Origin of the sequence: Lacimicrobium alkaliphilum, from assembly GCF_001466725.1 — a bacterium.
Taxonomy (GTDB): Bacteria; Pseudomonadota; Gammaproteobacteria; order Enterobacterales; family Alteromonadaceae; genus Lacimicrobium; species Lacimicrobium alkaliphilum_B.
In genome coordinates, this window is sequence record NZ_CP013650.1 from 106,880 (window position 1) to 133,123 (window position 26,244).

General features: G+C 52.5%; 25 protein-coding genes. 13 read left to right on the forward strand and 12 right to left on the reverse strand.

Annotation, left to right across the window (positions count from 1 at the left end; translation table 11 throughout):
- Positions 1–80: 80 nt before the first annotated feature.
- Positions 81–764, reverse strand: coding sequence for a hypothetical protein (locus tag AT746_RS00590; RefSeq protein ID WP_082633364.1), 684 nt, complete (start codon positions 762–764; stop codon positions 81–83).
- 76 nt (positions 765–840) lie between these two features.
- Positions 841–2,109, reverse strand: a complete 1,269-nt coding sequence (locus AT746_RS00595; RefSeq protein ID WP_156413593.1) for a GGDEF domain-containing protein — start codon at positions 2,107–2,109, stop codon at positions 841–843.
- 228 nt (positions 2,110–2,337) lie between these two features.
- On the opposite strand from AT746_RS00595, the gene AT746_RS00600 reads away from it, so the two are divergent.
- From AT746_RS00600 to AT746_RS00610, 3 genes are all read left to right on the forward strand, one after another.
- Positions 2,338–2,763 (forward strand): ATP-dependent zinc protease, encoded by a 426-nt coding sequence (locus AT746_RS00600; protein WP_062474965.1) that lies wholly within the window; start codon positions 2,338–2,340, stop codon positions 2,761–2,763.
- Between the two features lie 97 nt (positions 2,764–2,860).
- The gene (gene rimK / locus AT746_RS00605; protein WP_062474968.1) at positions 2,861–3,766 is read left to right on the forward strand and encodes a 30S ribosomal protein S6--L-glutamate ligase; all 906 of its coding nucleotides are present in this window, start codon (positions 2,861–2,863) and stop codon (positions 3,764–3,766) included.
- On the forward strand, positions 3,766–4,791 hold the full coding sequence (locus AT746_RS00610) for a succinylglutamate desuccinylase/aspartoacylase family protein (protein ID WP_062474971.1): 1,026 nt from the start codon (positions 3,766–3,768) through the stop codon (positions 4,789–4,791). The genes rimK and AT746_RS00610 overlap by 1 nt, the downstream gene beginning before the upstream one ends.
- Before the next feature lie 17 nt (positions 4,792–4,808).
- Here AT746_RS00610 and AT746_RS00615 read toward each other — a convergent pair whose 3' ends face one another.
- Both AT746_RS00615 and AT746_RS00620 read right to left on the reverse strand, forming a co-directional pair.
- Positions 4,809–5,879, reverse strand: a complete 1,071-nt coding sequence (locus AT746_RS00615; RefSeq protein WP_062474974.1) for an MJ1255/VC2487 family glycosyltransferase — start codon at positions 5,877–5,879, stop codon at positions 4,809–4,811.
- Positions 5,880–5,892: 13 nt separating this feature from the next.
- Positions 5,893–6,405 (reverse strand): phosphatase PAP2 family protein, encoded by a 513-nt coding sequence (locus tag AT746_RS00620; RefSeq protein ID WP_062474977.1) that lies wholly within the window; start codon positions 6,403–6,405, stop codon positions 5,893–5,895.
- Between the two features lie 212 nt (positions 6,406–6,617).
- Here AT746_RS00620 and rraA point away from each other — a divergent pair, with 212 nt between their 5' ends.
- Genes rraA through sseA form a run of 5 tightly spaced genes read left to right on the forward strand, consistent with a single transcriptional unit; the run spans position 6,618 to position 10,522 of the window.
- On the forward strand, positions 6,618–7,103 hold the full coding sequence (rraA, locus tag AT746_RS00625; RefSeq protein ID WP_062474980.1) for a ribonuclease E activity regulator RraA: 486 nt from the start codon (positions 6,618–6,620) through the stop codon (positions 7,101–7,103).
- Positions 7,100–8,113, forward strand: coding sequence for a formimidoylglutamase (locus tag AT746_RS00630; protein WP_062474983.1), 1,014 nt, complete (start codon positions 7,100–7,102; stop codon positions 8,111–8,113). The genes rraA and AT746_RS00630 overlap by 4 nt, the downstream gene beginning before the upstream one ends.
- Positions 8,113–8,808 carry an aspartate/glutamate racemase family protein gene (locus AT746_RS00635; protein WP_062474986.1) on the forward strand — a complete coding sequence of 232 codons (696 nt, stop codon included), beginning with the start codon at positions 8,113–8,115 and terminating at the stop codon, positions 8,806–8,808. Before AT746_RS00630 ends, AT746_RS00635 begins: the two co-directional genes overlap by 1 nt.
- Before the next feature lie 24 nt (positions 8,809–8,832).
- The gene (locus AT746_RS00640) at positions 8,833–9,645 is read left to right on the forward strand and encodes an MliC family protein (protein ID WP_062474989.1); all 813 of its coding nucleotides are present in this window, start codon (positions 8,833–8,835) and stop codon (positions 9,643–9,645) included.
- A gap of 25 nt (positions 9,646–9,670) precedes the next feature.
- The gene (gene sseA, locus AT746_RS00645) at positions 9,671–10,522 is read left to right on the forward strand and encodes a 3-mercaptopyruvate sulfurtransferase (RefSeq protein ID WP_197414306.1); all 852 of its coding nucleotides are present in this window, start codon (positions 9,671–9,673) and stop codon (positions 10,520–10,522) included.
- Here sseA and AT746_RS00650 read toward each other — a convergent pair.
- The 3 genes from AT746_RS00650 to priA form a co-directional block, all read right to left on the reverse strand.
- Positions 10,519–11,802, reverse strand: a complete 1,284-nt coding sequence (locus AT746_RS00650) for a Glu/Leu/Phe/Val family dehydrogenase (RefSeq protein WP_062474996.1) — start codon at positions 11,800–11,802, stop codon at positions 10,519–10,521. The two genes, sseA and AT746_RS00650, sit on opposite strands and share 4 nt — an antisense overlap.
- Before the next feature lie 86 nt (positions 11,803–11,888).
- Positions 11,889–12,416, reverse strand: a complete 528-nt coding sequence (locus AT746_RS00655) for an SPOR domain-containing protein (RefSeq protein WP_062474999.1) — start codon at positions 12,414–12,416, stop codon at positions 11,889–11,891.
- A 93-nt stretch (positions 12,417–12,509) separates the two neighbouring features.
- Positions 12,510–14,687: a primosomal protein N' gene (gene priA / locus AT746_RS00660; protein ID WP_062475001.1), complete on the reverse strand. Its 2,178-nt coding sequence runs from the start codon at positions 14,685–14,687 to the stop codon at positions 12,510–12,512.
- 199 nt (positions 14,688–14,886) lie between these two features.
- On the opposite strand from priA, the gene rpmE reads away from it, so the two are divergent.
- Both rpmE and AT746_RS00670 read left to right on the forward strand, forming a co-directional pair.
- A complete protein-coding gene (gene rpmE, locus AT746_RS00665; protein ID WP_062475003.1) occupies positions 14,887–15,099 on the forward strand; it encodes a 50S ribosomal protein L31 in 213 nt (70 codons plus the stop codon).
- A gap of 277 nt (positions 15,100–15,376) precedes the next feature.
- Positions 15,377–16,621, forward strand: coding sequence for a malic enzyme-like NAD(P)-binding protein (locus AT746_RS00670; protein WP_062475005.1), 1,245 nt, complete (start codon positions 15,377–15,379; stop codon positions 16,619–16,621).
- 349 nt (positions 16,622–16,970) lie between these two features.
- On the opposite strand, the gene AT746_RS00675 is transcribed toward AT746_RS00670, so the two are convergent.
- Positions 16,971–18,254: an amidohydrolase gene (locus AT746_RS00675; protein WP_062475006.1), complete on the reverse strand. Its 1,284-nt coding sequence runs from the start codon at positions 18,252–18,254 to the stop codon at positions 16,971–16,973.
- Between the two features lie 179 nt (positions 18,255–18,433).
- On the opposite strand from AT746_RS00675, the gene AT746_RS00680 reads away from it, so the two are divergent.
- The gene (locus AT746_RS00680; protein WP_062483832.1) at positions 18,434–19,327 is read left to right on the forward strand and encodes a patatin-like phospholipase family protein; all 894 of its coding nucleotides are present in this window, start codon (positions 18,434–18,436) and stop codon (positions 19,325–19,327) included.
- On the opposite strand, the gene AT746_RS00685 is transcribed toward AT746_RS00680, so the two are convergent.
- Both AT746_RS00685 and AT746_RS00690 read right to left on the reverse strand, forming a co-directional pair.
- Positions 19,328–20,287, reverse strand: a complete 960-nt coding sequence (locus AT746_RS00685) for a nucleoside hydrolase (protein ID WP_062475007.1) — start codon at positions 20,285–20,287, stop codon at positions 19,328–19,330.
- Positions 20,284–21,177 (reverse strand): ribokinase, encoded by an 894-nt coding sequence (locus tag AT746_RS00690; RefSeq protein ID WP_062475009.1) that lies wholly within the window; start codon positions 21,175–21,177, stop codon positions 20,284–20,286. The genes AT746_RS00685 and AT746_RS00690 overlap by 4 nt, the downstream gene beginning before the upstream one ends.
- A gap of 194 nt (positions 21,178–21,371) precedes the next feature.
- On the opposite strand from AT746_RS00690, the gene AT746_RS00695 reads away from it, so the two are divergent.
- Positions 21,372–22,823 (forward strand): NAD-dependent succinate-semialdehyde dehydrogenase, encoded by a 1,452-nt coding sequence (locus tag AT746_RS00695; RefSeq protein ID WP_062475011.1) that lies wholly within the window; start codon positions 21,372–21,374, stop codon positions 22,821–22,823.
- A complete protein-coding gene (gabT, locus tag AT746_RS00700; protein WP_062475013.1) occupies positions 22,824–24,104 on the forward strand; it encodes a 4-aminobutyrate--2-oxoglutarate transaminase in 1,281 nt (426 codons plus the stop codon).
- Between the two features lie 80 nt (positions 24,105–24,184).
- Here the strand turns inward: gabT and AT746_RS00705 are convergent, their stop codons facing one another.
- Entirely contained in the window at positions 24,185–24,805 is a 621-nt protein-coding gene (locus tag AT746_RS00705) for a flavin prenyltransferase UbiX (RefSeq protein ID WP_062475016.1), read from the reverse strand.
- Positions 24,795–26,153 (reverse strand): UDP-N-acetylmuramate:L-alanyl-gamma-D-glutamyl-meso-diaminopimelate ligase, encoded by a 1,359-nt coding sequence (gene mpl / locus AT746_RS00710; protein ID WP_062475029.1) that lies wholly within the window; start codon positions 26,151–26,153, stop codon positions 24,795–24,797. Before mpl ends, AT746_RS00705 begins: the two co-directional genes overlap by 11 nt.
- Positions 26,154–26,244 lie beyond the last annotated feature (91 nt).

The following is a 26,244-nucleotide window of genomic DNA, read 5'->3' on the forward strand; positions in this document are numbered from 1 at the left end:
CGTGGCTCTGTGGTGAACATTTCTTTATCCTTTTATTGTCAGTTTGCAGCGCGCAGGTTCCAGTCCCTGCCACTGACTGCTTATTTCAGAACAAAGCGCAGATTATGGATTTTCCATAGCCAGGCCACTATCAGGACATGCAGATTCAGCAGCAGTATCAGCAGCCATTCGAAAGCATCTTCCATACTCTTATAGTCCACCGCAGGTAAGGCATCGAGCAACAGCGAAAACAGAGCGATGGCCAGCGTGGCGAAACTCAGTCTTAGCAGTACTTTGCCCTGAGTGATGTGGCGGGCCAGAGCGGCACTGAGCAATAGCTGGGCGATAAAGGTCAGGCCCAGATAGATCACCACACCGGCGCGGCGTAACAGGTAGAAGGTGTCGCCAACATGACCCAGGCTCAGGGTGTAAATCAGCAGTGCAGGACTGGCGATCAGCCCCAGCACACAGAGCTTCTGAGAGTGATGATTGCTCAGGCGGTTCAGCCACTGCTGATTTAGCCACCAATACCACGACAACAATACCAACGCCGGGATCATACCGCCTTTGAAAATAAAATATCCCAGCCCGTATCGCCCGGTGGAACTGACACTGTGGCAGTGCAGCCAATAGGGGTTGCACCATTCAAGATGACCCTGAATGGATGCAGCCAGCCAGCTCAGGTGCATGGTCAGCATGGGCAGTAATCCAGTCAACAGACCAAGCAGCCATATTCTGTTGCCTGATATAGCGGTGTTTTTGAAATCAGCGTTGTTTGCTTGCATAAGCATTGTCTATGCGGATCGGTATAAGGCCGCGTTCTTACGGTGAATCCTTATAATCAGAAAAACACGCCAGCGCTCAGATACAGACCCTGTTGCGGCCCTGATCTTTGGCCTGATACAGCTTATTGTCGGCATCCACCAGCATACTGTGGCCCATATCTTTTTCCAGTTTATCACTGATGCCAAAGCTGATTGTGACGGCGAGGCCTTTACAGATTTTCTCCCAGGGCCAGCTTTCAACCTTAGTTCGGATACGATTCAGCAGTGCTTCTGCCTGATCATTACTGGTCTGTGGCATCAGCAATACAAACTCCTCTCCGCCGTAGCGGGCCAGAACGTCTGACTCGCGCACTTCTTCCTGCATCAGCTGCGCCAGTTGTCTGAGCACGGCATCACCGATCTGATGGGAATACCGGTCATTGATCAACTTGAAGTGGTCAATATCGCCTAAGGCCAGGGTCAGAGGGTCACCGTAGCGCATGGCCTGATGATGCATCAGCCTGAATTGTTGATTGAAATAGCGCCTGTTGTGCAACCCCGTAAGCTCATCGCGCAGTGACAATTCCTGCATGGCCTCGGCCTGGGCCTTGATAGTCTCATTTGATGCGGTTAATTCCGCATAGGTGTTCTGTAACTCCTGACACATACGGTTAAATTCCCGTGCCAGAATGGCAACTTCATCGTCACCCTTGATATTTACCTGTTGATCCAGATTACCTTTGCTCATTTCCATGGCAGCCCGGGTAAGGTTGCGCAATTGTTTAATTAACTGCCTGCCCATGGTCAGACTCAGCAACAGGGTTATCATCAGTCCGGCAGCGGCACCAATCAGCATACTCTGGCTGAGTGTCACCAGATAAGTACTGTCATGGTTATTGAGATTAGTTGTGCCGGTTTTCAGTGCATAGCCAAGGACGTCACTATTCTGGCTCAGAGGAGTCGCCCTTTTCAGGGCCGCAGGGGGTAATTGTTCGCCAACCTGATACTCACCGGCCGCAACAAAAATATGCCCGTTTGGATCCGTAACCACATATTCAGAGTGCGACAGATCCATTGTCAGCACTAACGACCGGTTGCCTTGTTGTTCCGACGGAATTGGGGACTGGGCCTGTATCTGAGCCAATTGCGAGGCCAGAGCCGCTGAGCTTTGTGGCGAACCCCAGTCCGGATCCTGCTTCTTAAACCTTTGAATCAGCTCAACAAACTGGTTCAGATGTTCCTTGTGGGTAAGATCCTCAAAGCGTTGTTCCAGCAACAATGGACTGACGAGAGCCATAACACTGATTGCAGCCAGGCTGGTAATCAACATGGATAAGGTTAATTTGGTACGTAACGAGCTGAACAAATAACTCTCCCTAGGGCCCTGTTATACCGGACAAGGAACGTAGCGGCGTCCTTTTGGGGCATAATAGAACAATTTTAAATCAAGTACAGTGTCAATTATCCTATAAAGGTATGACAGTTGGTCGAAAAACAGACTTTTCGGATCAGTTGTGTTACTGATGAAGTAAATTTCTGGCTGGTTATATCTATTCATGCTATATGCCAGTGACTAATTAATATGGATAAACCTATGCAGACATTAGGTTGGCGGGAATGGGGTGCATTGCCCGGGCTCGGCATCGATAAAATCAAAATGAAAGTGGACACAGGAGCGAAAACATCCTGTTTGCATGCTTTTAAACTGGAACCCTTCGATAAAGAGGGTGAGAATTGGGTGCGTATATACCTGCACCCCCATCAGAATGACGACCAGACCGAACAGGTTTGCGAGGCCCCGGTAATGGAGCAGCGCACGGTGCGGGACTCCGGTGGTCATGAAGAATTACGCTATGTGATTGAGACGGTTCTGGAAATGGCCGGCCAACGCTTTGAGGTGGAGCTTACCCTCACCAACCGTGATTCCATGCGTTTTCGGATGTTGTTAGGCAGGCAGGCGATGGAGGGCCGATTTATGGTTGATCCACAGGAATCCTATTTGTCAGGCCAGATTGATTAATTTTTGACTGACTGCCAAACTGCAGTTTTGCTGCCCTTTTTAGCGGGCGTGGCGTTAATGCAGATCTATTCACTACCCAGATTAAGGCTTAGTTATTATGAGAATCGCTGTCTTGTCCCGTAACGCCAATCTTTACTCCACGCGCAGATTAAAGGAGGAAGGAGAAGCCCACGGGCATGAAATGCACATTATCGATCCACTGAAATGCTATATGAACATCAATATGCAGAGTTCATCGGTGCATATCAGGGGCAAGCAGTTGCCCGAGTTTGACGCTATCATTCCGCGAATAGGTGCTTCCATCACCTTTTACGGCACTGCCGCGCTGCGGCAGTTCGAGATGATGGGCGTGTATCCGGTCAATGAATCTGTCGCCATCAGCCGCAGCCGCGATAAGCTGCGTTCATTGCAACTACTTTCCCGCAAGGGGATTGGTTTGCCGGTAACAGGTTTTGCCAATCAGGCCAGTAATATCCCCGATCTGATTGATATGGTGGGAGGCGCTCCGCTGGTGATTAAATTGCTTGAAGGCACTCAGGGCATCGGCGTGGTGCTGGCCGAAACCCGCCAGGCGGCTGAGAGTGTTATCGAGGCGTTTATGGGCATGAAAGCCGATATTATGGTGCAGGAATATATCAAAGAGGCCGGTGGAGCGGATATCCGCTGTCTGATCATCGGTGATAAGGTGATCGCGTCGATGAAACGCCAGGCCAAGGCCGGTGAATTTCGTTCGAATCTGCACCGTGGCGGCAGTGCATCACTGGTACGTCTGACACCTGAGGAGCGCAGCACTGCGGTGCGGGCGGCGCGCACCATGGGACTGAATGTGGCAGGGGTGGATATTTTGCGCTCTAATCATGGCCCCGTGGTGATGGAAGTGAATTCTTCCCCCGGTCTTGAGGGCATTGAGACCGCCACCAGTAAAAATGTGGCCGGTCGTATCATCGAATTTATCGAGAAAAATGCCAAAGCCCATAAAACACGTACCCGGGGCAAAGGTTAATGCCCCGACGACCGGCCTTTGAAATTGCCGATCACCGTGTTGCTGCCGGTACCCAGGTATCGATCAAATTACCGGCCACCAGATTGTATACCGATACGCCCATGGATCTGCATGTGGAAGTGTTTCACGGGGTGCGTGATGGCCCGGTGTTGCTGGTTTGTGCGGCGATTCATGGTGATGAGCTCAATGGTATTGAGATCTGCCGTCGGCTGATTAAAAGGCTGAATCCAAAACGTCTGCACGGTACGGTGCTGGTTGTGCCGATTGTCAATGTGTTTGGCTTTATCCAGCAGACCCGTTATCTGCCGGACCGGCGTGATCTGAACCGTTGTTTCCCCGGCTCACAGCGCGGTGCGCTGGGCAGCCGTCTGGCCCATTTGTTTTATGATCAGTTGCTCAGCCGGGCCACCCATTTAATTGATTTACATACCGGTGCCATTCATCGCAGCAACCTGCCGCAGATCCGTACTGATATTAAAGATCCTATAGCCAAACAAATGGCAGAAGAGTTTCTGACACCTGTGATCCTGCATGCCAAAGAGCGGGATGGCTCATTGCGCTCTTCGGCTACCGACCTGGGCGTGCACTGCCTGCTTTACGAAGCCGGCGAAGCCCTGCGCTTCGATGAAGCGTCAATTCGTACCGGTCTTAACGGCATTCTCAATGTCATGAAATATCTGGGCATGGGGCAGCGCCGTGGCAGCCGGCGTAAATTCGAGCCGATGATTGCCAACAGCAGTCAGTGGGTACGCAATGAGGTGGACGGGTTGATTGTGAGCCGGGTGCGACTGGGTGAAATGGTCAGCAAAAACCAGATTCTGGCGTATTCCGCCAGCCCCCATGGTGATATGGAAGAAGCCATCCGCTCACCCATCGATGGTGTGGTTATCGGCATGTCGAATATTCCCATCGCCAATGAGGGAGAGGCATTGTTTCATATTGCCAAGTTTACCCCTGACTTGATTGATCAGGCCGGTGAAATCTTCGATGCCTTTACCGAAGATTTTGAGCCCAGAGTGCTGTGAACACGGGGTGATGTCAATCAGGCCGGAGTCAGATTCTCCAGCCGCCGTTTCAGCGGCTCGGGGAAGCTTACCTGCTGCCAGAGTTGCCGGCAGATGCCGTGGGTATCCTGCCAGTTGCCGTTCAGTAACCAGTCAATCAGCAATTGTGGGTCGCCGGGGAAGCCTATAGGTTCAGCCGGCGCCATCTCCAGCCAGTTTTCCACTTCTTCACTGTCCAGCACTTTCATACTCTGGCACAGGCCGAGTTTTTCCAGCGTCAGTACATTGGAAAGTTGTTCGAACTGACCCTGCAGGGGTTTGAGTAACAATTTTTTACCCAGTTTCAGACATTCGCTGGAAAGCTCGAAGCCACCATTGGCGATCACGCCGGCCGCCTGCTGCAATACCTGATGAAAAGCGTCCTTGCAGGGGCGGCGCCAGTGAATATGGCCCTGCTGATATTCGTTCTCTATATCAGGGTGAAAGCAGATAAAGTTCACTTCGCTGATAGGATCCAGCAACGCAGCGATATCCTGCAGGTCTTCAAAAGGCAGGTAGACCAGCACATCTTTGCCATTCTCACTGTGCCCGGGCTCATCTTCTACAAAGGGGGGCATAATGGCATGACCAAAGTGATACCAGTGTACGCCAAGATGAATGTCTGCCGGTGCGAAGTATTTCATCAGCAGGCGGTCGGCAAGGCTGTCCCCCTGTTTGGGTACATTATGGGTAAATGAAGCCTGGTGACTGATGGAAATACAGGGGCGTTGCTGTTTTCTGGCAGCCCAGGCGCTGATGGGTTCGAAATCATTGAGTACCAGATCATAGGTGCTCAGATCCAGTTGCCTGATATCGCGCATTAGTTCCACCGGTCTTGCGCTGCGCAACGTGTGCCAGCGGTCAATGGCACCGTGGCGGTGCACAAAGGTCAGGCCGCGGCGGCATTGGTAGTCACCAAATACCTGCATATCAAAGTATTTACCTTCAGCGCGCCCGGAAAACAGATAATCTACCTGTACATCCTGGCGTTTCGCGAAGGCTTTGGCCATCACTCTCGCCCGGGTAATATGACCATTACCTGTGCCCTGGACACCATAGAGAATCTTCATCGGTTTCCCCTGTTTAAACCATCAGGTTCAGACTGAACATGGAAATACATAATCCGAGGCAGGCCCCGGCGAGGATATCGCTGGGATAATGGACTCCCAGCAATACTCTGGACAGCCCGATAGTGGTGGCCCACAGATAGACCACTAAGGAAAAGGCCGGGTAGAAATGGGCGATCAGGGCGGCCATTAAAAAGGCGGCTGCCGTATGACCGGAAGGCAGACTGAATTTGTCTGAGGGGGAAATATGAGCGCGAAAGTTGCGCAGCAGATCACAGGGGCGCTGGCGACGGAAGCTTTTCTTTAACAACAGATACACAGGTAATTCCAGGGCATAGGCGGTCAGCGCGGTGTATAAAAACAAATCACCGTATTGTGGTTCAAAAAACCACAACACCAGGCCCACAGCGAGATACAGATGACCATCGCCTGTGCGGGAAACCCAGCGCACCGGAGTGCAGTTTCTGCCACTGGTCTTGTTAAACAGCCAGTAGAATAATTGTGTGTCTGCACGGGCGAATAAGTTCATCGCGGTACTTCTCGACCTGATAATCGATGCTGTGCAGCTTATGAAACGGATGTGAACAACCGGTGACAGAAAAAAGAAGACTTTATGACAAGGCTGCAGATCAGGTTGGTGTGTGGAGATTCCGACACAACGCAACCCGGCCAGGGGAATGGACACAGACAAATCTCAAAGTATACTGAGGGGGTATTCACCCAACAGCGCCGGATAACCTCATGGATTACAACACCTCAGAACTGTGTGACTTGTTTGCCGATAATGTTGACGTGGTTGAACCCATGTTTGTCAGTTACGGAGGGCGGCGTTCTTACGGCGGTGAAATTACCACAGTAAAATGCTTCGAAGACAAAGGCCTGCTGGAAAAGGTTCTGGCACAGCCGGGTAAAGGTAAGGTCTTGCTGGTGGACGGCGGGGGCTCCCTGCGTCGCGCCCTGATCGATGCCAATACCGCTCAACTGGCGGTGGAGAACGACTGGGAAGGCATTGTTTGCTATGGCAGCGTCAGAGATCTGGACACTCTGGAAGATCTGGATATCGGCATTCATGCGCTGGCCTCCATTCCGGTATCGGCGGATTATGAGCAAACCGGTGATGCCGATATCGCGGTGAACTTCGGTGGGGTGACCTTTTTGCCCGAAGATCACCTGTATGCCGACAGCACCGGCATTATCCTCTCTCCCGAGCCACTGGATATTGAATGAACCCGGCGCTTATCCGCACGCTGGATAAGCAGCGTATTCTCAGTCTGGTCAGCCAGCGCCCCGGTGAAACCAAGCTCGGGCAAAGCCTTCGTTTGCCTGCTGAATACCAGAATTGGCAAGCTGTGCGTGGCGACGGCTGTCGCTATGTGTTGCTGGGCGTGCCTGAGCAGGTTGGTCCACGTGCCAATTGCGGTAAAGGCGGGGCGCACCAGGGCTGGCAGGCATTTTTATCCGCCTTTTTAAATCTGCAGGACAATCAGCTGATGGGCGGTGGACAGCTCCTGCTGCTGGGTGAACTGATCTGCGATGATCTGCCGGATACTGACGATCTTGTGCAGTTGCGAGAGCAGTGTGAAGAGATCGACAGGCGATTGCTGGAAGTCTTGCGACCCATCTTTGCAGCCGATCTGATCCCCGTGGTGATTGGTGGTGGCCATAACAATGCCTACGCCATAATCCGTGCCTGCAGTGAAGCCCGTGGTCAACCCCTGGCGGTGAGTAATCTCGATCCCCATGCGGATTTTCGTCAACAGGAAGGTCGCCACAGCGGCAATGCTTTTCGCTATGCACATGCACAGGGTTACCTGTCTCACTACAGTATTCTTGGCTTACATGAGCAGAAGAATTCACAGGAAGCCCTGCAGGCACTGGCGCAAAACGGTTTTCCCTGGTTCAGCATTCAGCAGATTCAGTGGCGCAGAGAGCTGACCTTTACACAGGCCCTGGAAAAGGTGTTGGCTTACCTTAAAGGCCCGAATCTGCCGGTGGGCGCAGAACTGGATCTGGATGCCATCAGCGATATGCCCACCAGTGCCATAACCCGTGCCGGTGTGGCTCTGGATGATGCCATTTATTATCTGCATCGGCTGGCGTCCCAAACCCGGGTGCAATATCTGCATCTGGCCGAGGCCGCACCACAGAGGCATCCTGCAGGCGAAGAGGCTGGCATGAGGGTCACTGGTCAGGCGCTGGCGGAGTTGGCCTGTACTTTTATCAGTGCGGCAGGATGATGAAAACCATAGGCTTGTTGGGTGGTATGAGCTGGGAATCCAGTCTTGGCTATTACCAGAAAATTAATCAGGGTATCAGGCAGCATCTGGGCGGTTTGCATTCCGCTCAGATTGCCATGTACAGCGTGGATTTTGCGCCCATTGAGAGATTACAACATCAGGGTGACTGGCAGGGCGCCGCAGAACTGTTGATCCAGGGAGCCAGAGCGGTGGAAGCGGCCGGTGCGGATTTTTTACTGATTTGTACCAACACCATGCACAAAGTCGCGCCGGAAATTGAGGCCAGTATTTCCATCCCCCTGCTGCATATTGTTGATGCCCTGGCGGCCCATTTGCAGTCGCAGAATATCTCCACGGTAGGATTGCTGGGTACCCGTTTTACGATGCAGGACAGTTTTTTCAGACAGCGTCTGCAACAGCAATTTGGTATTCAGGTACTGGTGCCATCAGAACCTGACATGGAGATTGTTCACCGGGTGATCTATGAAGAGTTGTGTCAGGGCAGAATTGATGAGCAATCCCGGGAAAAATACCTTAGTATTATCAATCAGTTGTCCGGGCAGGGTGCGCAAGGTATGGTGCTGGGTTGTACTGAGATTGGCTTGTTGTTGCAGCAACATCACTGTGCGGTGCCATTGTTTGATACTCTGGACATACATGTTGATGCGGCTGTACAAAAAGCCCTGATTGATTAAAAAGTACTGGCAGGAGAGTCCACTATGGGTTTGCAAGGGCGTGTTGACCCTTCATCTTTGTCGCTGACAAGAGCAAAGGCCTGTTCAATTGAGACGGCTAAAACGGCGCTTGGTCAGTTAATCCGGCGGGCAGGGATCTTTTGTATCGCCTTATCCCTGGCTGGCTGTGAGCTTATCTCTGCCTTGCAGGTGAAACAGGATAAGCCAGTGGAGTTTTCCCGGCAGCAACATTATCAGTGCGCCTCCGGTGAAAACATTATGATCTCTTACAGCCAGGCCGGTGATTCAGCCATGCTGCTTTACAGTGGACAGACACAAGTACTGCCCAAAGTGGAATCTGAAACCGGTATGCGTTTTCAGGGGGGCCAGTGGGCCTGGCAACTGAACGGGGATAAGGGGGAGCTGTTTTATGATCGCCAGCAGCAACCCAAAGAGCGCTGTACCCGGGTAGATGAAAATAAAGGCAATAGTCGTACGCTGGTGACCGGCAATATCAATCTTCCTGCCTCCCTGGCATCCATAGACAGAGCGGTGCTGGATCTGCGGTTGTACAAGTACGAGCCCTTTGCTGCGGATCAGCGTGCCGAAATGGTGGATTGGGTACAGAGCCCGGCTTTTGTGCATCAGCAGGGCAGCAGTACTGAAAGACCCTTTCAGATTGGCACACAGGAGCCTTATGATCCGCAAATGGGCTACTATCTGACATTATATCTGCTTGAAGATGGCCACCGTACCCACATCGGTCAGTGCCGGCATAATAAAAAGGGGCTGTGCAAGGTGCTGACCCGGGAGCAGCCGGATGAGGTTGAGGTGGTATTTAAGAAACTTGGGCTCTGACTCACCGGCACAAAAGATTCTGATTATGTCGCAACATCCATCACCGGCCCTGGTCAGTATCAACTGGCTGAAGCAGCATCTCCAGGATAGAGAGGTACGGGTGCTGGATGCCAGCATGGCACCTCCTGGTCAGTCGCAGAATAAGACTTCTGATACCGCTGTTATCAGTGGCGCGCAGGTTTTTGATATGGACAAGGTCATCTGCGACCCGGATTCTGCCCTGCCTCATATGCTGCCCGATGCTGGCCGTTTTACCCGCCTTGTACGACAACTGGGCATTAATCACAACACTCAGGTTGTGGTCTACGACAGTCAGGGCCTGTTTTCTGCCGCCAGAGCCTGGTGGATGTTCCGTCTGATGGGCCACCAGAAGGTGGCGGTGCTTGATGGCGGCTTGCCGGCCTGGCAGTCGGCAAAGGGTTTAGTCGCCACCCGTCATAGTGTTGCAACTGAAAAGGGGGATTTTACTGCACAGTTTCATGCCGATGCTGTAGTCAGTGCCACCGAGGTATTAAAGGCCATAGATAGCAAAGATAGCCTGATTATTGATGCCCGCAGTGCCGGACGTTTTGACGGCACTGAGCCCGAACCCAGAGCGGGACTGCGGCCCGGCCATATTCCCGGCTCTGTAAACCTGCCATTTACGCGGTTGCTGGATCAGGGCCATTTATTGCCGGTGGCGGAACTGCAAAAACACTTTCAGGCACAGGCAGCGCAGCAAAACCAGCAGCTGATTTTCAGCTGTGGCTCCGGGGTCACAGCCTGTATTCCTTTACTGGCGGCCTGGCTTTGCGGTTATCGCAATCTCGCCCTGTATGACGGCTCCTGGAGTGAATGGGGCAGCCGGGATGATTTGCCCGTTGAGCTCAGTCACTAAGAGTTAAAATAATTGCGGGTACCATGGGCCTCTACCGCTTCGCCAAGACGTTTGAGGGCCAGGATATAGGCCGCGGCCCTTAAGTTGGTCTGATGCTGCTGTGCCTGCTCCCAGATATCCTCAAAAGCTTTTTCCATGCGTTGTGACAGTTGATCCTGCACGGTGTCAGCATCCCAGCTGTAGCCCTGGCGATTCTGCACCCATTCAAAATAGCTGACGGTAACGCCGCCTGCATTGGCCAGCACATCGGGCACTACGATACAGCCCTGCTCCTCGAGTATGACATCGGCATCCGCCTCTACCGGGCCGTTGGCAATTTCCACCAGGTGCCGGGCCTGAATTTTCTTAGCGTTGTGTTTGGTGATCACGCCCTCCAGCGCGGCAGGGATAAGAATATCCACGTCCAGTTCCAGCAATTCTTCATTGGTAATAACATCGTGGTCCACTTGTTCGCAAACCGAGGCATTACAATACACGGCTTTGACTTTCCTGTTACGTTGCTTTTCTTCGTAAATGCTGTCGACGTCAAAGCCTTGTGGGGAGTAGATTCCTCCCTGAGAATCACTGATGGCGACAATACGAAAGCCTGCTTTTTGTAGCAGGTGGGCGGCATGATAACCGCCATTACCGAAACCCTGAATGGCGACAGTGGTGTCCTGAGGCTTCAGCTTCTGCTTGCGGGCCAGTGCCAGAGTGCAGAGATAGGCGCCACGGCCGGTGGCATCGTCGCGGCCAAGACTGCCTCCGAGTCGTACTGGTTTGCCGGTGATCACGCCGGGGGCTTTAACACGTTTGATGGCCTCGTATTCATCCATCATCCAGCCCATGATCCTGGCGTTGGTATACACATCCGGCGCCGGAATATCGGTTTGTGGACCGATAAAATCTGCCATCGCCCTTACATATGCCCGTGACAGGCGTTCCAGTTCCATCGGCGAGAGCTTCTTCGGGTCGACGATGATACCGCCTTTGCCGCCACCAAAAGGCAAATCCATCACCGCACACTTGATCGTCATCCACAAAGCCAGTGCCTGTACCTCTTCGATACTCACATCTGGGTGAAAGCGGATACCGCCCTTGGTGGGGCCAAGCTTATTATTATAGTGGCATCGAAAGCCCGGAAAGTAACAGGTTGAGCCATTGTCCATACGCACCGGCAGACTGGCGGTCATGGTCGCCTTGGGCTGCATCAGACTGTCGATGACTTCCTGGGTGATTTTTGCCTGTTTGGCAAAACGGGTGATTCTGCTGAGTGCATCTTCGAGCAAATTCGCGGACATGCTTCTCCCCTGTTTATTATTGGATTACCGTCATTACACCAATATCCGTCAGTCAGACAAAGGGATCAACTCTGTTGTCTTTACGGTCAATCCAGATTCCAGTTCCAGACCTGACAGGTAGTGATGCCGGTTCTCTGGATGGCATGGCGGTCACGCTCTGCGGCACGCTTCCTTTCATAGGGGCCGAGAATGACCCGGTACCATCTGCCATTGCTACCTTCACTGGGGCGGATTTGTGACTCCAGCCCCTGGAAGGCGATTTTCGCGCGCATCTGTTCTGCCTGATCGCTACTGCGAAAAGAGCCACATTGCATCAGCCAGCGTACATCCGATTCGACCTCTTCCGGCAGCTCTACTTCAACGGTTTGCTGTGGCAGAGTTTCTACAAATTGCCACTCTTCCTGGGGTAATTCCGGCAACACTTCCTGTTGTTCAGTCTTTGGCATCTGAATAATTTCCGGCTTTTCCTCGGCGCTGTTGCGGATACTCCAAAGGAAATAGGCAAAGGCCATTATCAGTGCCAGCGTTACGATAATACGCAACCAGGGAACCGGTGCCTTAGGTGGAGGAGTTTTGGCGGAGCGACCGCGGGAAATATAATCTTTATGTGCCATAGTATTGTGAATACCTTATCTCTTTTTGAGAACTGCTAAGCAGGCCGATTCTACTGTATACCCGGATAACCTCAAAATCAGAATATTGGCGCTCTAGGTGAAATCCATCGGATCCATATCTAGCGACCATCTGACCTTGTTCGCCAGCGGCAGTTTCTCAATCCGGGTCATCATATTACTGAGCCACTGCTGAATGCCGGTACGTTTGTCAGACTGTAACAGCAATTGCATCCGATAGCGGCCCTGACGTTTTTCCATCAGCGCAGGTAACGGGCCGATAAGGCTGATATCTGTCTGGCGCAGGCAGGCTTTAACCTGTTCCAGAAAGTCATAGGCCAGATTGCCGTTAACTGCTTCTGAGCGAAACAACGCCTGATAACTGTATGGCGGTAGAGCGGCAAACTGACGTTCTTTTAAGGCGAGTCGGGCAAAGTGCTGATAGCCATTATTGAGCAGGTCCTGCAACAACGGATGGCCCGGGTTATGGGTCTGAAGCCACAATTCGCCCTGAATCTGCGCCCGTCCGGCGCGTCCGGCTACCTGGGTAATAAGTTGTGCCAGGTGTTCGGCAGCACGGTAATCGGCGCTGAACAGGGCGCTGTCTACATCGAGGATCACCACCAGCGATACTCTTGGGAAATGATGGCCCTTGGCCAGGATCTGGGTGCCAATGAGTAACTGACTATTGCCCTGATTAATCTCATCTAACAGCCCGTGCAATTTTTGTTTGCCACGGGCTGAGTCACTGTCGATGCGCATGGCAGTGTATTGTGGGAATAGCCGCTGTATACCATGCTCCAGCTGTTCTGTGCCCATGCCCACCGGCTGCAGATCAGGATGGCCGCAGGCGGCACAGCGCGAAGGCACAATTTTGGCGTCGCCGCAGTGGTGACACTGTAATTTGTTCAGTTGCCGGTGCAGGGTGAAGCTGCGCTCACAACGGTGGCATTCTTCCACATGGCCACATTGATGGCAGATCAGCGCGGGCGCAAAGCCTCGTCGGTTAATAAACAACATCACCTGATGGCCCTGCTGAAGATGCAGCCGGATACGTTGTTGCATACCTTTGGCCAGCCCGTAATCCAGTGCCTGGCCTTTGATATCCAGCACCTGATGCTGCACCGCTTTAGCGCCCCCGGCCCGTTGTTTCAGCGACAGGTGCTGATATTTTCCGGTAAGGGCATTGTTGAGGGTCTCCAGTGAGGGCGTGGCGCTGCCGAGTATCAGCGGGATATTTTCCAGCCGTGCTCTGACGACGGCCAGATCGCGGGCATGATAGCGCCAGCCATCCTGCTGTTTGTAGGAGCCATCATGTTCTTCATCGACGATGATCATGCCGGGGTTGGCCAGCGGCGTGAAAATCGCCGAACGGGTACCAATAATAATCCCCGTTTCACCCAGCCCGGCCTGCTGCCAGACTGTCAGCCTTTCTTTGTCGGTCAGGCCGGAATGCAGCACGGCCACATCAATACCAAAACGCTGTTCGAAGCGGGCGACAGTTTGCGGAGTCAGACCAATTTCCGGCACCAGGATCAGGATCTGTTTACCCTGTTGCAGCAAAGGCGCGATGCATTGCAGATAGACTTCTGTTTTTCCGGAACCGGTGACGCCCTCCAGCAGAAAAGAGTGAAAGCCCTGAGCCTGATTATTGATGGCGGTAATCGCCAGTGACTGCTCCAGATTGGCGTTGAGCTGGCCACTGATTTTGATGCGTGCTGGCCAGTCAGTATCCGGGATATAGGCATCATCTGTCGCTTCAATCAGCTGTTTTTCCTTAACGGCCCGGATTATGGCTGCAGAAAATTCCTGCTTCAGGATTTTGTCTTCGCAGCGTCCTGCCCGCAGCCGCTCAATAATAGCCTGCTGCTGCGGGGCTCTTTTCAGACTATCGCTATTCAGCGCCTGGCCTGTTTCGGTTAATCGCCAGAAACTTTGCTGGCTTGTGGCCGGTTCGCCTTTACGCAGGCGGGCCGGCAGCGCAGTGCTGATGACATCGCCCACAGGATGCTGATAGTAGCGACTGGCCCAGTTCAGCCAGTCAAGCATCAGTGCGCTGAGTACCGGTTTATGATCCAGCAACGCCGTTATCCGGCGTAACTTATCTGTTGGTTGGTCGGAGTTCTGTTTGATTGCGGTAATCACACCTACCAGTTGTCTGGAGCCAAAGGGGACGCGCACCCTGGCTCCCGGCGTCGGCTGAGCATGGTCTTCGGGCAACAGATAATCAAACCCGCCGCGCATGGGTACGGGCAGGGCAACTTCTACTATCATTAAACTTCTGTTCCGTATTGCTGGTGTGTTGTGATTGTGGTGATAATTCCAACGATTTATTCTTGAACCCCACATCAGGATACATTAATATGCGCGTCCCCCGGCGGCAAGCCGCCAGTTTTTAATTTTTCGTATGGTGTTTGGTCAAGCCCGTTGTGTTTGGATCAAATAGCGGTACGGCCTGATGATGAGGTAACCCATGAAAGACGGTATCCACCCGGATTATCAAGAAATGACTGCAACCTGTTCTTGTGGCAACAAGATCCAGGTTCGTTCTACCCTGAAAAAAGATATCAACCTGGACGTATGTTCTGAATGTCACCCATTCTACACTGGTAAGCAGCGTAATGTTGATACCGGCGGCCGTGTTGATCGCTTTAACAAGCGTTTCGGTGCTTTGGGTAAGAAATAACACCCGGAACTATCCGTTAAAAAAGCGCCTCAGGGCGCTTTTTTTATTCATATCTGAAAATATTAATCCTCTCTTTATTCATAACTATTCGCTATATTCAAACTGGTTTTTAATTAGATGAAATTGTGTGTCGCTATATAGGTTGCTGATCTGATATGTTGATATCGGATTACGTGATAGATTCGCGCGTCAACAATAAAGGCCAATAATAAAAAGCCCCACCAACAGGGGATGCAGAACAATAAATCTCCAGTACCCAACAATATCAGAGGCAAGCATGTCTGACTTTCGTCAAAAAGCCTTGGACTACCATTCCAAGCCCGTCCCCGGAAAAATCAGTGTTGAGCTGACTAAGCCAGCAGAGAGTGTCGGCGATCTGGCCCTGGCATACAGCCCGGGTGTGGCTGAGCCGGTAAAAGAAATTGCCGCTAATCCCGATGCGGTGTACCAGTACACGGCAAAGGGCAATATGGTGGCGGTGATCTCCAACGGCACCGCGATTCTGGGGCTCGGTAACCTTGGTCCCATGGCCTCCAAGCCGGTGATGGAAGGTAAGGCATTATTGTTTAAACGCTTTGCCGGGCTGGATGCCATAGACATCGAAGTCAGGCATCGTACCACTGAAGAATTTATTACCACTGTGGCCAATATTGCCGATACCTTCGGTGGTATTAACTTAGAAGATATCAAGGCACCGGAGTGTTTTGAGATTGAACAGGAACTGATCAAGCGCTGCCGTATTCCGGTTTTCCATGATGATCAGCATGGCACAGCCATTGTAACGGCTGCCGGCATGCTGAATGCGCTGGAGATTCAGGGCAAGAATATTCATGATGTCACCATTGTGTGCATGGGCGCCGGCGCTGCGGCTGTGGCCTGTATGGAGCTTTTGATAAAATGTGGTGCCCAGCGTGAGCGTATTTATATGCTCGACAGAAAAGGGGTGATTCACACCCGCCGTGATGATTTGACCCCTCATAAGCAGTTTTTTGCCAATAACACCGATAAGCGTACCCTTGAAGATGTGATGGAAGATGCCGATGTGTTTGTGGGCGTATCGGGCCCTGATGTGTTGCCGCCGGAGACCCTTAAGCTGATGGCTCCAAACCCGGTGGTGTTTGCCTGCTCTAACCCGGATCCTGAAATCAGGCCGGATCTGGCTCATGCTGCCAGAGACGATTTGATTATGGCCACCGGTCGTTCTGACTATCCTAATCAGGTTAACAATGTGCTTTGTTTCCCCTTTATCTTTCGTGGAGCGCTGGATGTCAGGGCGTCGACCATTAATGATGAGATGAAAGTGGCGGCGGTTGAGGCCATTCGCAGTATCGCTAAAGAGCCGGTTTCTGAAGCGGTGCTTAAGGCCTCCGGAGTGGATTCACTGACCTTTGGTCGGGAGTATATTATTCCCAAGCCTATGGATCCGAGGTTGTGCCAGCGGGTAGCGAAAACCGTTGCTCAGGCCGCCATCGATACCGGCGTGGCCCGTATTGAAACCCTGCCGAAAGGGTATATGGAATAAGTAGGAAAAGTGGGGTCAGAGTAAACTTTTCCGTTTTATCGCTGGTCTGCTTATCTGGAAAGAGAGAAAAGTTTACTCTGACCCCACTTTTCCTCACTCCTCACATACAGATTAGTAGCCCGGATTCACTCAATATTCGTCCTTCCCGCAATCCGCTGCGCTCCTTGAAGGCTACAGTTGCCTGGCGGAATAGAAAAAGGCACTGGATTCCCGCCAACAACACGCGGGAATGAAAACCGGTCATGCCCGAAAGCCGTTATCGGGCATCCAGTGCCCTTTGAGAAAAACAAAGATACAAAGAGTGCGGACAGAAGTGGGAGCTAATCCCTCACGCCTGCCCCCTCACTCATCACTCCTCACTTTTCATATAATCCAGCGTCAGGTTGGTAAGCAGTTCAACCCCCAGCTTCATGCCGGCTTCATCGATTTTAAACTCAGGGGTATGGTGAGCCGGGGCTTGTTCCCTGGGCAGATCCAGTGGTTTGCCGCCTACAAATAAGTAAACCCCAGGCACTTCCTGCTGGAAAAATGAAAAGTCTTCGGCACCGGTGACGGCCTTCACTTCTTTAACCTTACCCTCGCCTGCTGTGCGATGCAGGGTTGGTAACATCTTGTCCATCAGTGCCGGGTCGTTATAGGTAACCGGGTAGCTGTAATCCAGCGGCAGGGTGACTTCCGCTTCAGCCCGCATACTTTCGGCGATACTGGTGGCTTTGCGGTGCACAGCCTGATGCAGCTGATCGCGCATATCCTGGTTCAGAGTGCGTATGGTACCCACCAGTTCCACTTCATTGGGGATGATATTCGAGCGGTTACCACCGTGAATTGACCCTATTGTCACTACGGCCGCATCTTCGGTCAGGGGCAGTTCCCGACTGACGATAGTCTGCAGGCCCATCACAATCTGGGCTGCGGTTGTAATGGGATCCACACTCAGCCAGGGGTAGGCGCCGTGAGCCTGTTTACCTCTGACCACAATTTTAAAGGGATCCACCGCCGCCATAATGCCGCCGTGGCGATACTCTACGACACCGACATCGGTATCGGAGCTGATATGCAGGCCGAAGATCACATCCACATCTTTCATCACGCCTTCTTTAACCATCAGCTCGGCACCGCCTTCTTCACCGGCTGGCGCGCCCTCTTCGGCCGGCTGAAACACAAATTTGATTTTGCCGGTCAGCTCAGATTTCATTTCTGTCAGGATCTTCGCTGCGCCCATCAGCATCGCCATATGGGTATCATGACCACAGGCATGCATTACCGGTACTTCATTGCCGTTATATTCACCAATAGCTTCAGAGCGAAAAGGCAGTTCGTTTTGTTCCGGTACCGGTAATCCGTCCATATCCGCTCGCAGGGCAATAGTGGGACCAGGCTTGCCTGTGTCCAGCACTGCCACCACGCCCGTTTTGGCGACGCCTGTCTGCACCGGTAAACCCAGACTACGCAGATACTTTTCAATATATTTGGCGGTTTCAAATTCGCGATTCGATAATTCAGGGTATTGATGAAAGTGTCGGCGCCACTCAATGACCTGGGGCTCGAGCTCGGCGGCTCTGTCACTGACTTTATCAGCCTGGGCAAAGGGCGCTGCACTGAGCAGTGCAATAAACAGGATGCTGGGTTTCATTATTATTCTCCGCTGGGGTAATGCCATAGGTACAGAGCCAATGTATGGCCTGAGTGCACAGCGCGTCAATGCATTTGGTCGGCTCAGCCAGTGATTTCCCCTTGATTATCCTTGTAGCAGCCCCGAATATGATGACGTATTCAGTAAAAAAACCTCAAAGCAACAGCAATAAGGACAGTATGAGCTTTACAGATGACAAGCAGGTGCCTTGCTTTGCCGTGGTGGCAGAGGGCGGCGGTCAGAAGGGAATTTTCACCGCCGGTGTGCTGGACAGTTTTCTGGACCAGCAATTCTGGCCTTTCCATCTCAAGGTAGGTGTGTCAGCGGGAGCGCAGAATCTTACTGCTTATTGTGCCAGGGCCAGACAGTATGCCAAGACCGCAATTCAGCAACTGACTACCAATCAGTCTTTTTTCCGGCCTGCCCGGTTCTTTACCGGCGGTAATGTGATCGACCTCGATTGGTACTTTCAGCAAGTGAGGCCGCAGGGGCCGCTGCGTTTTCCCACAAACCCGGCTGCGCTCGACAAGGCCTCGAACCTGTATGTGGTAGCGGCCGATGCCGATTCTCTGGAGCCGGTGTACCTGCATACCTGGCATGAGAATATGCACGAAAATCTTAAAGCCTCCAGTGCTATTCCTTTTTTGTACCGCCAGGGCGTGGAAATTGATGGCCGCAGACTGATCGATGGTGGTGTGGCCGATCCTATTCCGGTTCGCTGGGCCTATCAGCAGGGGGCAAGAAAGATTCTGGTGATCCGCACTGTGAGTGAAAATTTTAACGGCCAGTCACCTATGCTGGAGCGTTTGCGACCAATACTCAGGCGGGCAAAACAATCCCCCAGAATGATGGAGATGTACGTGAATTATCAGCGTCATTATGCCGATGCCCTGCAGTTTATTCAGACTCCGCCTGAGGATCTGGAAATTGTGCAGATTGCGCCCCCCACCAACCTGCGAAGCATGGTGCTGGGCTCTTCCAACGAGGTACTCAAATACGATTATCTGATCGGCAAAAGAGAAGGGCGCAAATTTTTGCGCCAATGGTTAAGACAGCAGCGCCAACGAGCCTGATTAATCCAGACTCGGTGGGTGGCTGAGGCGATCGATAAGCAGATCCAGTACCCGTTGTTTATCCACTTTGAAGCAGACTTGTTGGTTGGGTTTATTTTCCCAGCCCGGGTACGGGTAACGCCGCCCGGCCGGAGCGAAGATGGTCTGCCCCATTGCCAGACCGTCGGTGGCTACTCTGATGGGGCCTGAAAGTATCTCGAATAAACTGGAGTCGATAAGATAGGCGATGGTAGAAGGATCATGAACCATGCAGCCCGGTATGCCCAGTTCATCCCGATAATAATCAATATAGAAATCGCAGGCCCGATATAATAATTCACCCTGTCTGGGATTGGCTTCGGCAATGGCGGCGGTATGTTCCTTACTCAATAAGACCTGACTGGTGACATCCAGCCCTACCATTACCAGTGGCCAGCGCGCGGTCATCACCTTGTCTGCTGCGTGGGGGTCGCCGATGATATTGGCTTCGGCTACAGGTGAGACGTTGCCAGAGGTATGCACAGCTCCGCCCATAATCACCACTTCTTCAACCAGTCCGGCAATATCAGGGGCCTGCTCCAGCGCTTTGCCCAGATTGGTCAGGGGACCCAGGGCCACCAGGGAGATCTGGCCGGGATTGGCGCGGACCTGCTGAATAATAAAATCAACTGCGTTCTGTGATTCAGCCTGCTTATCAGAGGCCGGCCAGTCAATATTACCGAAACCGTCTGCACCATGAACAAAATCAGGATAGTTGGGTGTGTCCCGTTGCATGGGCGTACCCTGGCCCTGATAAACAGGTACAGGATAACTGGCAAACTCAGACAGGATCAGGGCATTGGCAGTGGAGCGCTCAACGGCGACATTGCCAAATACGGTGGTGAGTCCGATGACGTTCAATTCCGGTGAATTAAAGGCCAGCATAATCGCCAGCGCGTCATCCACGCCCGGATCGGTATCGATGATGATTTTTTTAGTCATGATGAATGGGTTTCCAAAAAAGTCCTTACCTGCTCTGCATCTGGTATGGATGCAATAGCTCCTGCTTTGGTGACACACAACGCGGCCGCCGCACTGGCTTGCTGCAATGCTTCACCGAGATTGTCGCTGACACAACGCCTTGCCAGAAAATAGCCGATAAAGGTATCGCCGGCGGCGGTGGTATCTGTGGCATCCACTCTGAACGCCTTGACCTGTTGTCGTTGGTCGGCAGATACATAGAGTGCGCCCTGACTACCCAAAGTAATCAGCAGATTGACTGATGACTGGCGCTGAATCGTTTCTATTGCCGCCTCCAGCTCGTTCTCCTCGCTGAGATCCTGCAGCTCGACCTGATTAACGATCAACAAATCCAGTTGTGGCAACAGTTTCAGTGTGATGGCTTTGTCCATAGGTGCTGGATTAAAAGCCACCTGCATACCCTGTTGACGGGCAAAGCGGGCACTTTGTTCCAGCAGGTTAGTCTCATTCTGCATCAGTAACCAGTCACCTGGTTGGCCCTGACTGAGTTGCTGCTGTACCCATTGCCAGTTCAGCGCACCATTGGCACCGGAGTGCAGTACGATGGCGTTCTCGGCGTCACTGTCAATCTGAATAATGGCATGGCCTGTGACCCGCTCCGTCTGCTGTTCAATACCAGAGGTATCCACGCCCAGTTGTTGTAATACCTCAATGGCAGCGTCCCCTTTGGCCACGGCACCGATATGTTTAATACTGGCCCCGGCCTTGCTGGCGGCGACCGACTGATTGGCACCCTTACCGCCGAGATTGAGATTGTAGCTCTTTGCGCTCAGCGTCTCACCGGGTCGCACAAAATGCGAAACCTGATAGCAATGGTCCCAGTTTATGGAACCGAGATTAAAAATTGTCATGATGATTTAAGACTGATAACAGTAGCTCGCCACAGGATATATGACAGGTTGAGCGAGCGCCAGTTATTCCATTTGCTATTAGGTAAAGGCCGGTTAATCCAAAGGTTAAAGCTTTGCTATCTATGTTTGTACGACTATGTTGTTCAATACACTCACAATTTTTGTTTGCATAACACTTCAGATAAGGAGCCAGGATGTTGGGACTTAGCGACAAAGCGCTGGTCAGAACCGGTGCGTTTATTGATGGCCAATGGTGCGACAGTGATGAAAGCTTTGCCGTCACCAATCCGGCCAATGGCGATACCCTGGTGCTGGTGGCCAATCACGGCGCCGGGGGAGCAGAGAAGGCTGTGGCTGCGGCACATAAGGCGTTTAAGGCCTGGGCGGCAAAAAGCGCAGGTGAGCGTGCCAGCCTGATGCGTAAATGGTACGAACTGATGATGCAGCATCAGGATGATCTTGGGCGTCTGTTGACCCTCGAGCAGGGTAAACCGCTGGCCGAGGCAAAAGGTGAAGTGGCTTATGGTGCCTCCTATATTGAATGGTTCGCAGAGGAAGCTAAGCGTGTTTATGGCGATACCATCCCTGCGCCCTCGTCGGATAAACGTGTACTGGTGATCAAGCAGCCTGTTGGCGTGGTATCCGCAGTGACACCCTGGAATTTTCCTAATGCCATGATCGCCCGTAAGGCCGCCGCAGCCTTAGCCGCAGGTTGTACTTTTGTGGTTAAGCCGGCGGCGGAAACACCGCTTTCGGCGCTGGCGATGGCGGAGCTCGCGCAGCGGGCGGGGATCCCGGACGGGGTGCTGAATGTGATCACAGGTAAAGATTCCAAAGCCATAGGTAAGGTGCTGACCGAAGATCCGCGGGTCAGAAAGTTTACCTTTACCGGTTCCACCCAGGTGGGCAAAGTACTGATATCCCAGTGCGCGAGCACGGTTAAAAAGGTATCGATGGAGCTCGGCGGTAATGCGCCTTTTATTGTTTTTGATGATGCCGATCTGGATGCGGCGGTGAAGGGGCTGCTGGCGTCTAAATTCCGCAATGCGGGTCAGACCTGTGTCTGTGCTAACCGGATTTTTGTGCACCAGAAGGTATATCAGACTTTCAGCGAAAAACTTATCGCTGCGGTGGCAGACCTTAAAATCGGCGATGGCCTCGAGCAGGGCACCACTATCGGGCCTTTGATCTCCAGTGATGCGCTGGAAAAGGTTCAGGGTCTGATTTCTGACTCCGTGTCCCAGGGCGCCAAAGTGGTGGCCGGTGGTGAAGCCGTCGATAAAGACTCATTATTCTTTAAACCAACCGTGATGACAGGTGTTACCAACCAGATGCCGGTGGCCAGCGAAGAGATCTTTGGCCCTGTGGTGCCATTGATCGCCTTTGATGATGAGCAGCAGGTGATTGATATGGCCAATGATACTGACTTTGGTCTGGCTGCCTATTTCTATGCCCGGGATATGGGACGTGTCTGGCGGGTGGCCGAAGGGCTTGAATACGGCATGGTCGGCATTAATGAAGGGGCGATTTCGAACCCGGCGGCACCTTTTGGTGGGGTTAAGCAGTCGGGTAACGGACGTGAAGGTTCCAGATATGGTCTGGATGATTATTTAGAGTGCAAATATTTGTGCATGGGAGGAATCTGAGTGAGTACCAATGCAGAGTTGCAAAGTCGTAAGCAACAGGCCATAGCCCGGGGCCAGGGTAATGTGTATCCGGTTTATGTGTCACACGCCCGCAACGCCGAAGTCTGGGATGTAGAAGGTAACCGCTATATCGATATGGGTACGGGTATCGCTGTGTGTAATACCGGTCATGCCCATCCGAAAGTGGTGGCGGCCATCACTGAGCAAGTGCAAAAGTTTTCACATACCTGTGTGATGGTCAATCCCTATCCGCAGGCGGTGGAGCTGGCAGAGAAGCTGAATAAACTGGTGCCAGGCCCGACACAGAAGAAGTCGGTATTTGTCAGCACCGGTGCTGAAGCAGTGGAAAACGCGATTAAAATTGCCCGGGCGCATACCGGGCGTCGTGGTGTGATTGCCTTTAATGGTGGTTTTCATGGCCGCACTAATATGGCCATGGCGCTGACGGGTAAAATTACTCCCTACAAATATCAGTTTGGGCCGTTTCCGGCAGATATTTTTCATGTACCTTTTCCAAATAGTCTGCATGGGGTGTCGGTAGAAGACGCACTCAAGGCATTGCAAAATCTGTTTAAAGTGGACATTGCGCCGCAGGATGTGGCGGCGATTATTATTGAGCCGATTCAGGGCGAAGGTGGTTTTTATCACGCGCCGCCAGAGTTGTTGCAGGCCCTTCGTCACCTCTGTGACGAACAGGGTATCGTGCTGATTATGGATGAGATCCAGACCGGCTTTGCCCGTACCGGCAAGTTCTTCTGTAGCGAATATGCCGATGTGGAAGCAGATATTATGACGGTGGCCAAGGGCATCGCCGGTGGTTTTCCGATTGCCGCTGTGGTGGGCAAAGCTGAAGTGATGGATGCGCCACTGCCTGGCGGTTTAGGGGGTACCTATGGTGGTTCGCCGGTAGGCTGTGCCGCAGCGCTGGCGGTGCTGGAGGTGATTGAGCAGGAACAGCTGTGTCAAAGGGCGCTGGCCATTGGCGAACAGGTGCAGGCAGCGCTGGAAAAAATCCGTGGCAAACACCCACAGGTGATCGCCGAGGTGCGTATTAAAGGGGCGATGATCGCCATTGAGCTGATGCACGACGGTGATCCGAATCAGCCGAATACTGCCCTCACCCAGGCATTGATTGCCAGTGCTGCAGAGCAGGGTCTGATCCTGCTTTCCTGTGGTTTCTATGCCAATGTTATCCGTTTGCTGCCAGCCCTTACCATAGAGGATAAGGTGCTGCAGGAAGCACTGGAGAAACTGGCAGAGCTGTTTGACCGGCTGGCCTGATCGGATCACTTAGAGTAAGAACGTTTGTTCTTACTCTAAGCCGGAGCGACCAACAATCTTCTTAACAAAGAGTAAAAATCCTACTGACGATTATCATATCCCCAGCGCTGCATCAGTTGCTGTTCTATGCCCAGGTGATCCAGCACCCTTGCCACCACAAAATCTATCAAATCGTCGATACGCTGTGGCTGGTGATAAAATCCCGGGCTGGCCGGCATAATGGTGACGCCAAGGTTGGAGAGTTTGAGCATATTCTCAAGGTGCAGGCTGGAAAGCGGCATTTCTCTGGGTACCAGAATTAACTGACCCTTTTCTTTGAGCACCACATCGGCTGCCCGCTCTATCAGGTTGTCGCTGGCGCCGCAGGCGATGGCCGATAAGGTGCCTGTGGAACAGGGGCAGACGACCATTTGTTTTGGGGCCGCCGAACCTGAGGCTACCGGTGAAAACCACTCGTCTTTACCAAAAACCCGAATCTGCTCGGATTTTGCAGCAAAGCGTTTACCCAGCCAGCCAGCGCACTCATCGGGGCGGGCCGGCAATTTAATATCCTGCTCGGTGGCCAGCACGACCCTGGCGGCTGAGGATATCAGCACAAACACCTGATACTCTGCTTTTACCAGTATCTCAAGCAGGCGAAGCGCATAGGGGGCGCCTGAAGCGCCGGTGATAGCCAGAGTAATTTGTTTTCTAAACGCCATGGTTGTTCTCCAGAGCCTGTTGCAGTTTCTGATGAATACCGCCAAATCCGCCATTGCTCATTATCAGTATATGATCACCGCGTTGTGCCTGTGTGACCAGCGCTTCGATCAGCGTGCTAAGGGTTTTGTAACAGGATAAAGGCACGACACTCGATTGTTTAAGTTCATCCACAGACCAGTTTAATCCATCGGGTTCAAACATATACACCAGATCAGCCTGCTGCCAGCTTGTTGCCAGGCTGTCCTTGTGTACGCCCTGCTTCATGGTATTTGAACGCGGCTCTAATACCGCCAGTATGCGATCTTTACCGACCTTATCACGCAAGCCCTGCACCGTTGCAGCAATTGCCGTGGGATGGTGGGCAAAATCATCATAGATACGGATATCAGCCACCACAGCTTTGAGCTGCATACGTCGTTGTACATTTTTAAACTCGCCCAGAGCGGCAATGGCATCGGCAGGCCAGACGCCTGCGTGGCGGGCGGCGGCTATCGCCATTAAGGCGTTGTGCTGATTGTATTTACCCATCAACGACCAACTGACACGACCCTGAATCTCATCATTAAGCAGGATATCGAAGCTGCTGCCATCGGCAGCGCCGTTATCGATTCTCCACTGCTGACCGGTTTTTTCGGTCTCTGTCCAGCAGCCCATTTCCAGTACCTGTTCGAGATTCTCATCATCGGCAGGGCTGATAATGCGGCCATTACCGGGCACCATTCTCAGCAAGTGGTGAAACTGGGTCTGAATTGCTCCCAGATCAGCAAAAATGTCTGCGTGATCAAATTCAAGGTTATTAAGAACTAACGTTCTTGGTCTGTAATGGACAAACTTAGAACGTTTGTCGAAAAAGGCGCTGTCATATTCATCGGCTTCGATGACAAAAAAAGGTGATGCGCCGAGTCGGGCGGACAGATTAAAGTTCTGAGGAATGCCGCCAATCAGAAAGCCGGGTTCAAGGCCAGCCGATTCAAGGATCCAGGCCAGCATACTGGCTGTGGTGGTCTTGCCATGCGTGCCAGCCACTGCCAGCACCCAGCGATCCTTAAGCAGATTATCCAGTAACCATTGTGGCCCGCTGGTATAAGCAAGGTTACGCTCCAATACGTACTCAACAGCAGGATTGCCGCGACTTAAGGCGTTGCCGATGACCACCAGGTCCGGTTCGGGTTTTAACTGCTTTGGATCGAAGCCCTCGGTCAGGGTGATCCCCAGTTGCTGCAATTGGGTGCTCATAGGGGGATAAACATTAGCATCGCTGCCGGTAACCTGATGCCCCATGGCTTTGGCCAGTGCCGCAATGCCACCCATAAAGGTGCCACAAATGCCAAGAATATGAATATGCATAAAAATAATAGATGGACGCAAGTGCCGGCAAGCCTATCAGAATCAGGCTGACAGCGACAGACTAACTGATCTGGGTTACAATCCCCGGAAA

What these genes read in the sequence shown, in the direction of transcription:
- AT746_RS00650 (WP_062474996.1), bottom strand. Translation starts at nt 11,802, where the DNA reads ATGTCCGCGAATTTGCTCGAAGATGCACTCAGCAGAATCACCCGTTTT.
- AT746_RS00620 (WP_062474977.1), bottom strand. Translation starts at nt 6,405, where the DNA reads ATGAACTTATTCGCCCGTGCAGACACACAATTATTCTACTGGCTGTTT.
- AT746_RS00675 (WP_062475006.1), bottom strand. Translation starts at nt 18,254, where the DNA reads ATGAAACCCAGCATCCTGTTTATTGCACTGCTCAGTGCAGCGCCCTTT.
- AT746_RS00680 (WP_062483832.1), top strand. Translation starts at nt 18,434, where the DNA reads ATGAGCTTTACAGATGACAAGCAGGTGCCTTGCTTTGCCGTGGTGGCA.
- rraA (WP_062474980.1), top strand. Translation starts at nt 6,618, where the DNA reads ATGGATTACAACACCTCAGAACTGTGTGACTTGTTTGCCGATAATGTT.
- AT746_RS00705 (WP_062475016.1), bottom strand. Translation starts at nt 24,805, where the DNA reads ATGGCGTTTAGAAAACAAATTACTCTGGCTATCACCGGCGCTTCAGGC.
- sseA (WP_197414306.1), top strand. Translation starts at nt 9,671, where the DNA reads ATGTCGCAACATCCATCACCGGCCCTGGTCAGTATCAACTGGCTGAAG.
- AT746_RS00635 (WP_062474986.1), top strand. Translation starts at nt 8,113, where the DNA reads ATGAAAACCATAGGCTTGTTGGGTGGTATGAGCTGGGAATCCAGTCTT.
- mpl (WP_062475029.1), bottom strand. Translation starts at nt 26,153, where the DNA reads ATGCATATTCATATTCTTGGCATTTGTGGCACCTTTATGGGTGGCATT.
- priA (WP_062475001.1), bottom strand. Translation starts at nt 14,687, where the DNA reads ATGATAGTAGAAGTTGCCCTGCCCGTACCCATGCGCGGCGGGTTTGAT.
- rimK (WP_062474968.1), top strand. Translation starts at nt 2,861, where the DNA reads ATGAGAATCGCTGTCTTGTCCCGTAACGCCAATCTTTACTCCACGCGC.
- rpmE (WP_062475003.1), top strand. Translation starts at nt 14,887, where the DNA reads ATGAAAGACGGTATCCACCCGGATTATCAAGAAATGACTGCAACCTGT.
- AT746_RS00600 (WP_062474965.1), top strand. Translation starts at nt 2,338, where the DNA reads ATGCAGACATTAGGTTGGCGGGAATGGGGTGCATTGCCCGGGCTCGGC.
- AT746_RS00615 (WP_062474974.1), bottom strand. Translation starts at nt 5,879, where the DNA reads ATGAAGATTCTCTATGGTGTCCAGGGCACAGGTAATGGTCATATTACC.
- AT746_RS00590 (WP_082633364.1), bottom strand. Translation starts at nt 764, where the DNA reads ATGCAAGCAAACAACGCTGATTTCAAAAACACCGCTATATCAGGCAAC.
- AT746_RS00630 (WP_062474983.1), top strand. Translation starts at nt 7,100, where the DNA reads ATGAACCCGGCGCTTATCCGCACGCTGGATAAGCAGCGTATTCTCAGT.
- AT746_RS00670 (WP_062475005.1), top strand. Translation starts at nt 15,377, where the DNA reads ATGTCTGACTTTCGTCAAAAAGCCTTGGACTACCATTCCAAGCCCGTC.
- AT746_RS00695 (WP_062475011.1), top strand. Translation starts at nt 21,372, where the DNA reads ATGTTGGGACTTAGCGACAAAGCGCTGGTCAGAACCGGTGCGTTTATT.
- AT746_RS00655 (WP_062474999.1), bottom strand. Translation starts at nt 12,416, where the DNA reads ATGGCACATAAAGATTATATTTCCCGCGGTCGCTCCGCCAAAACTCCT.
- AT746_RS00640 (WP_062474989.1), top strand. Translation starts at nt 8,833, where the DNA reads ATGGGTTTGCAAGGGCGTGTTGACCCTTCATCTTTGTCGCTGACAAGA.
- AT746_RS00690 (WP_062475009.1), bottom strand. Translation starts at nt 21,177, where the DNA reads ATGACAATTTTTAATCTCGGTTCCATAAACTGGGACCATTGCTATCAG.
- AT746_RS00610 (WP_062474971.1), top strand. Translation starts at nt 3,766, where the DNA reads ATGCCCCGACGACCGGCCTTTGAAATTGCCGATCACCGTGTTGCTGCC.
- AT746_RS00685 (WP_062475007.1), bottom strand. Translation starts at nt 20,287, where the DNA reads ATGACTAAAAAAATCATCATCGATACCGATCCGGGCGTGGATGACGCG.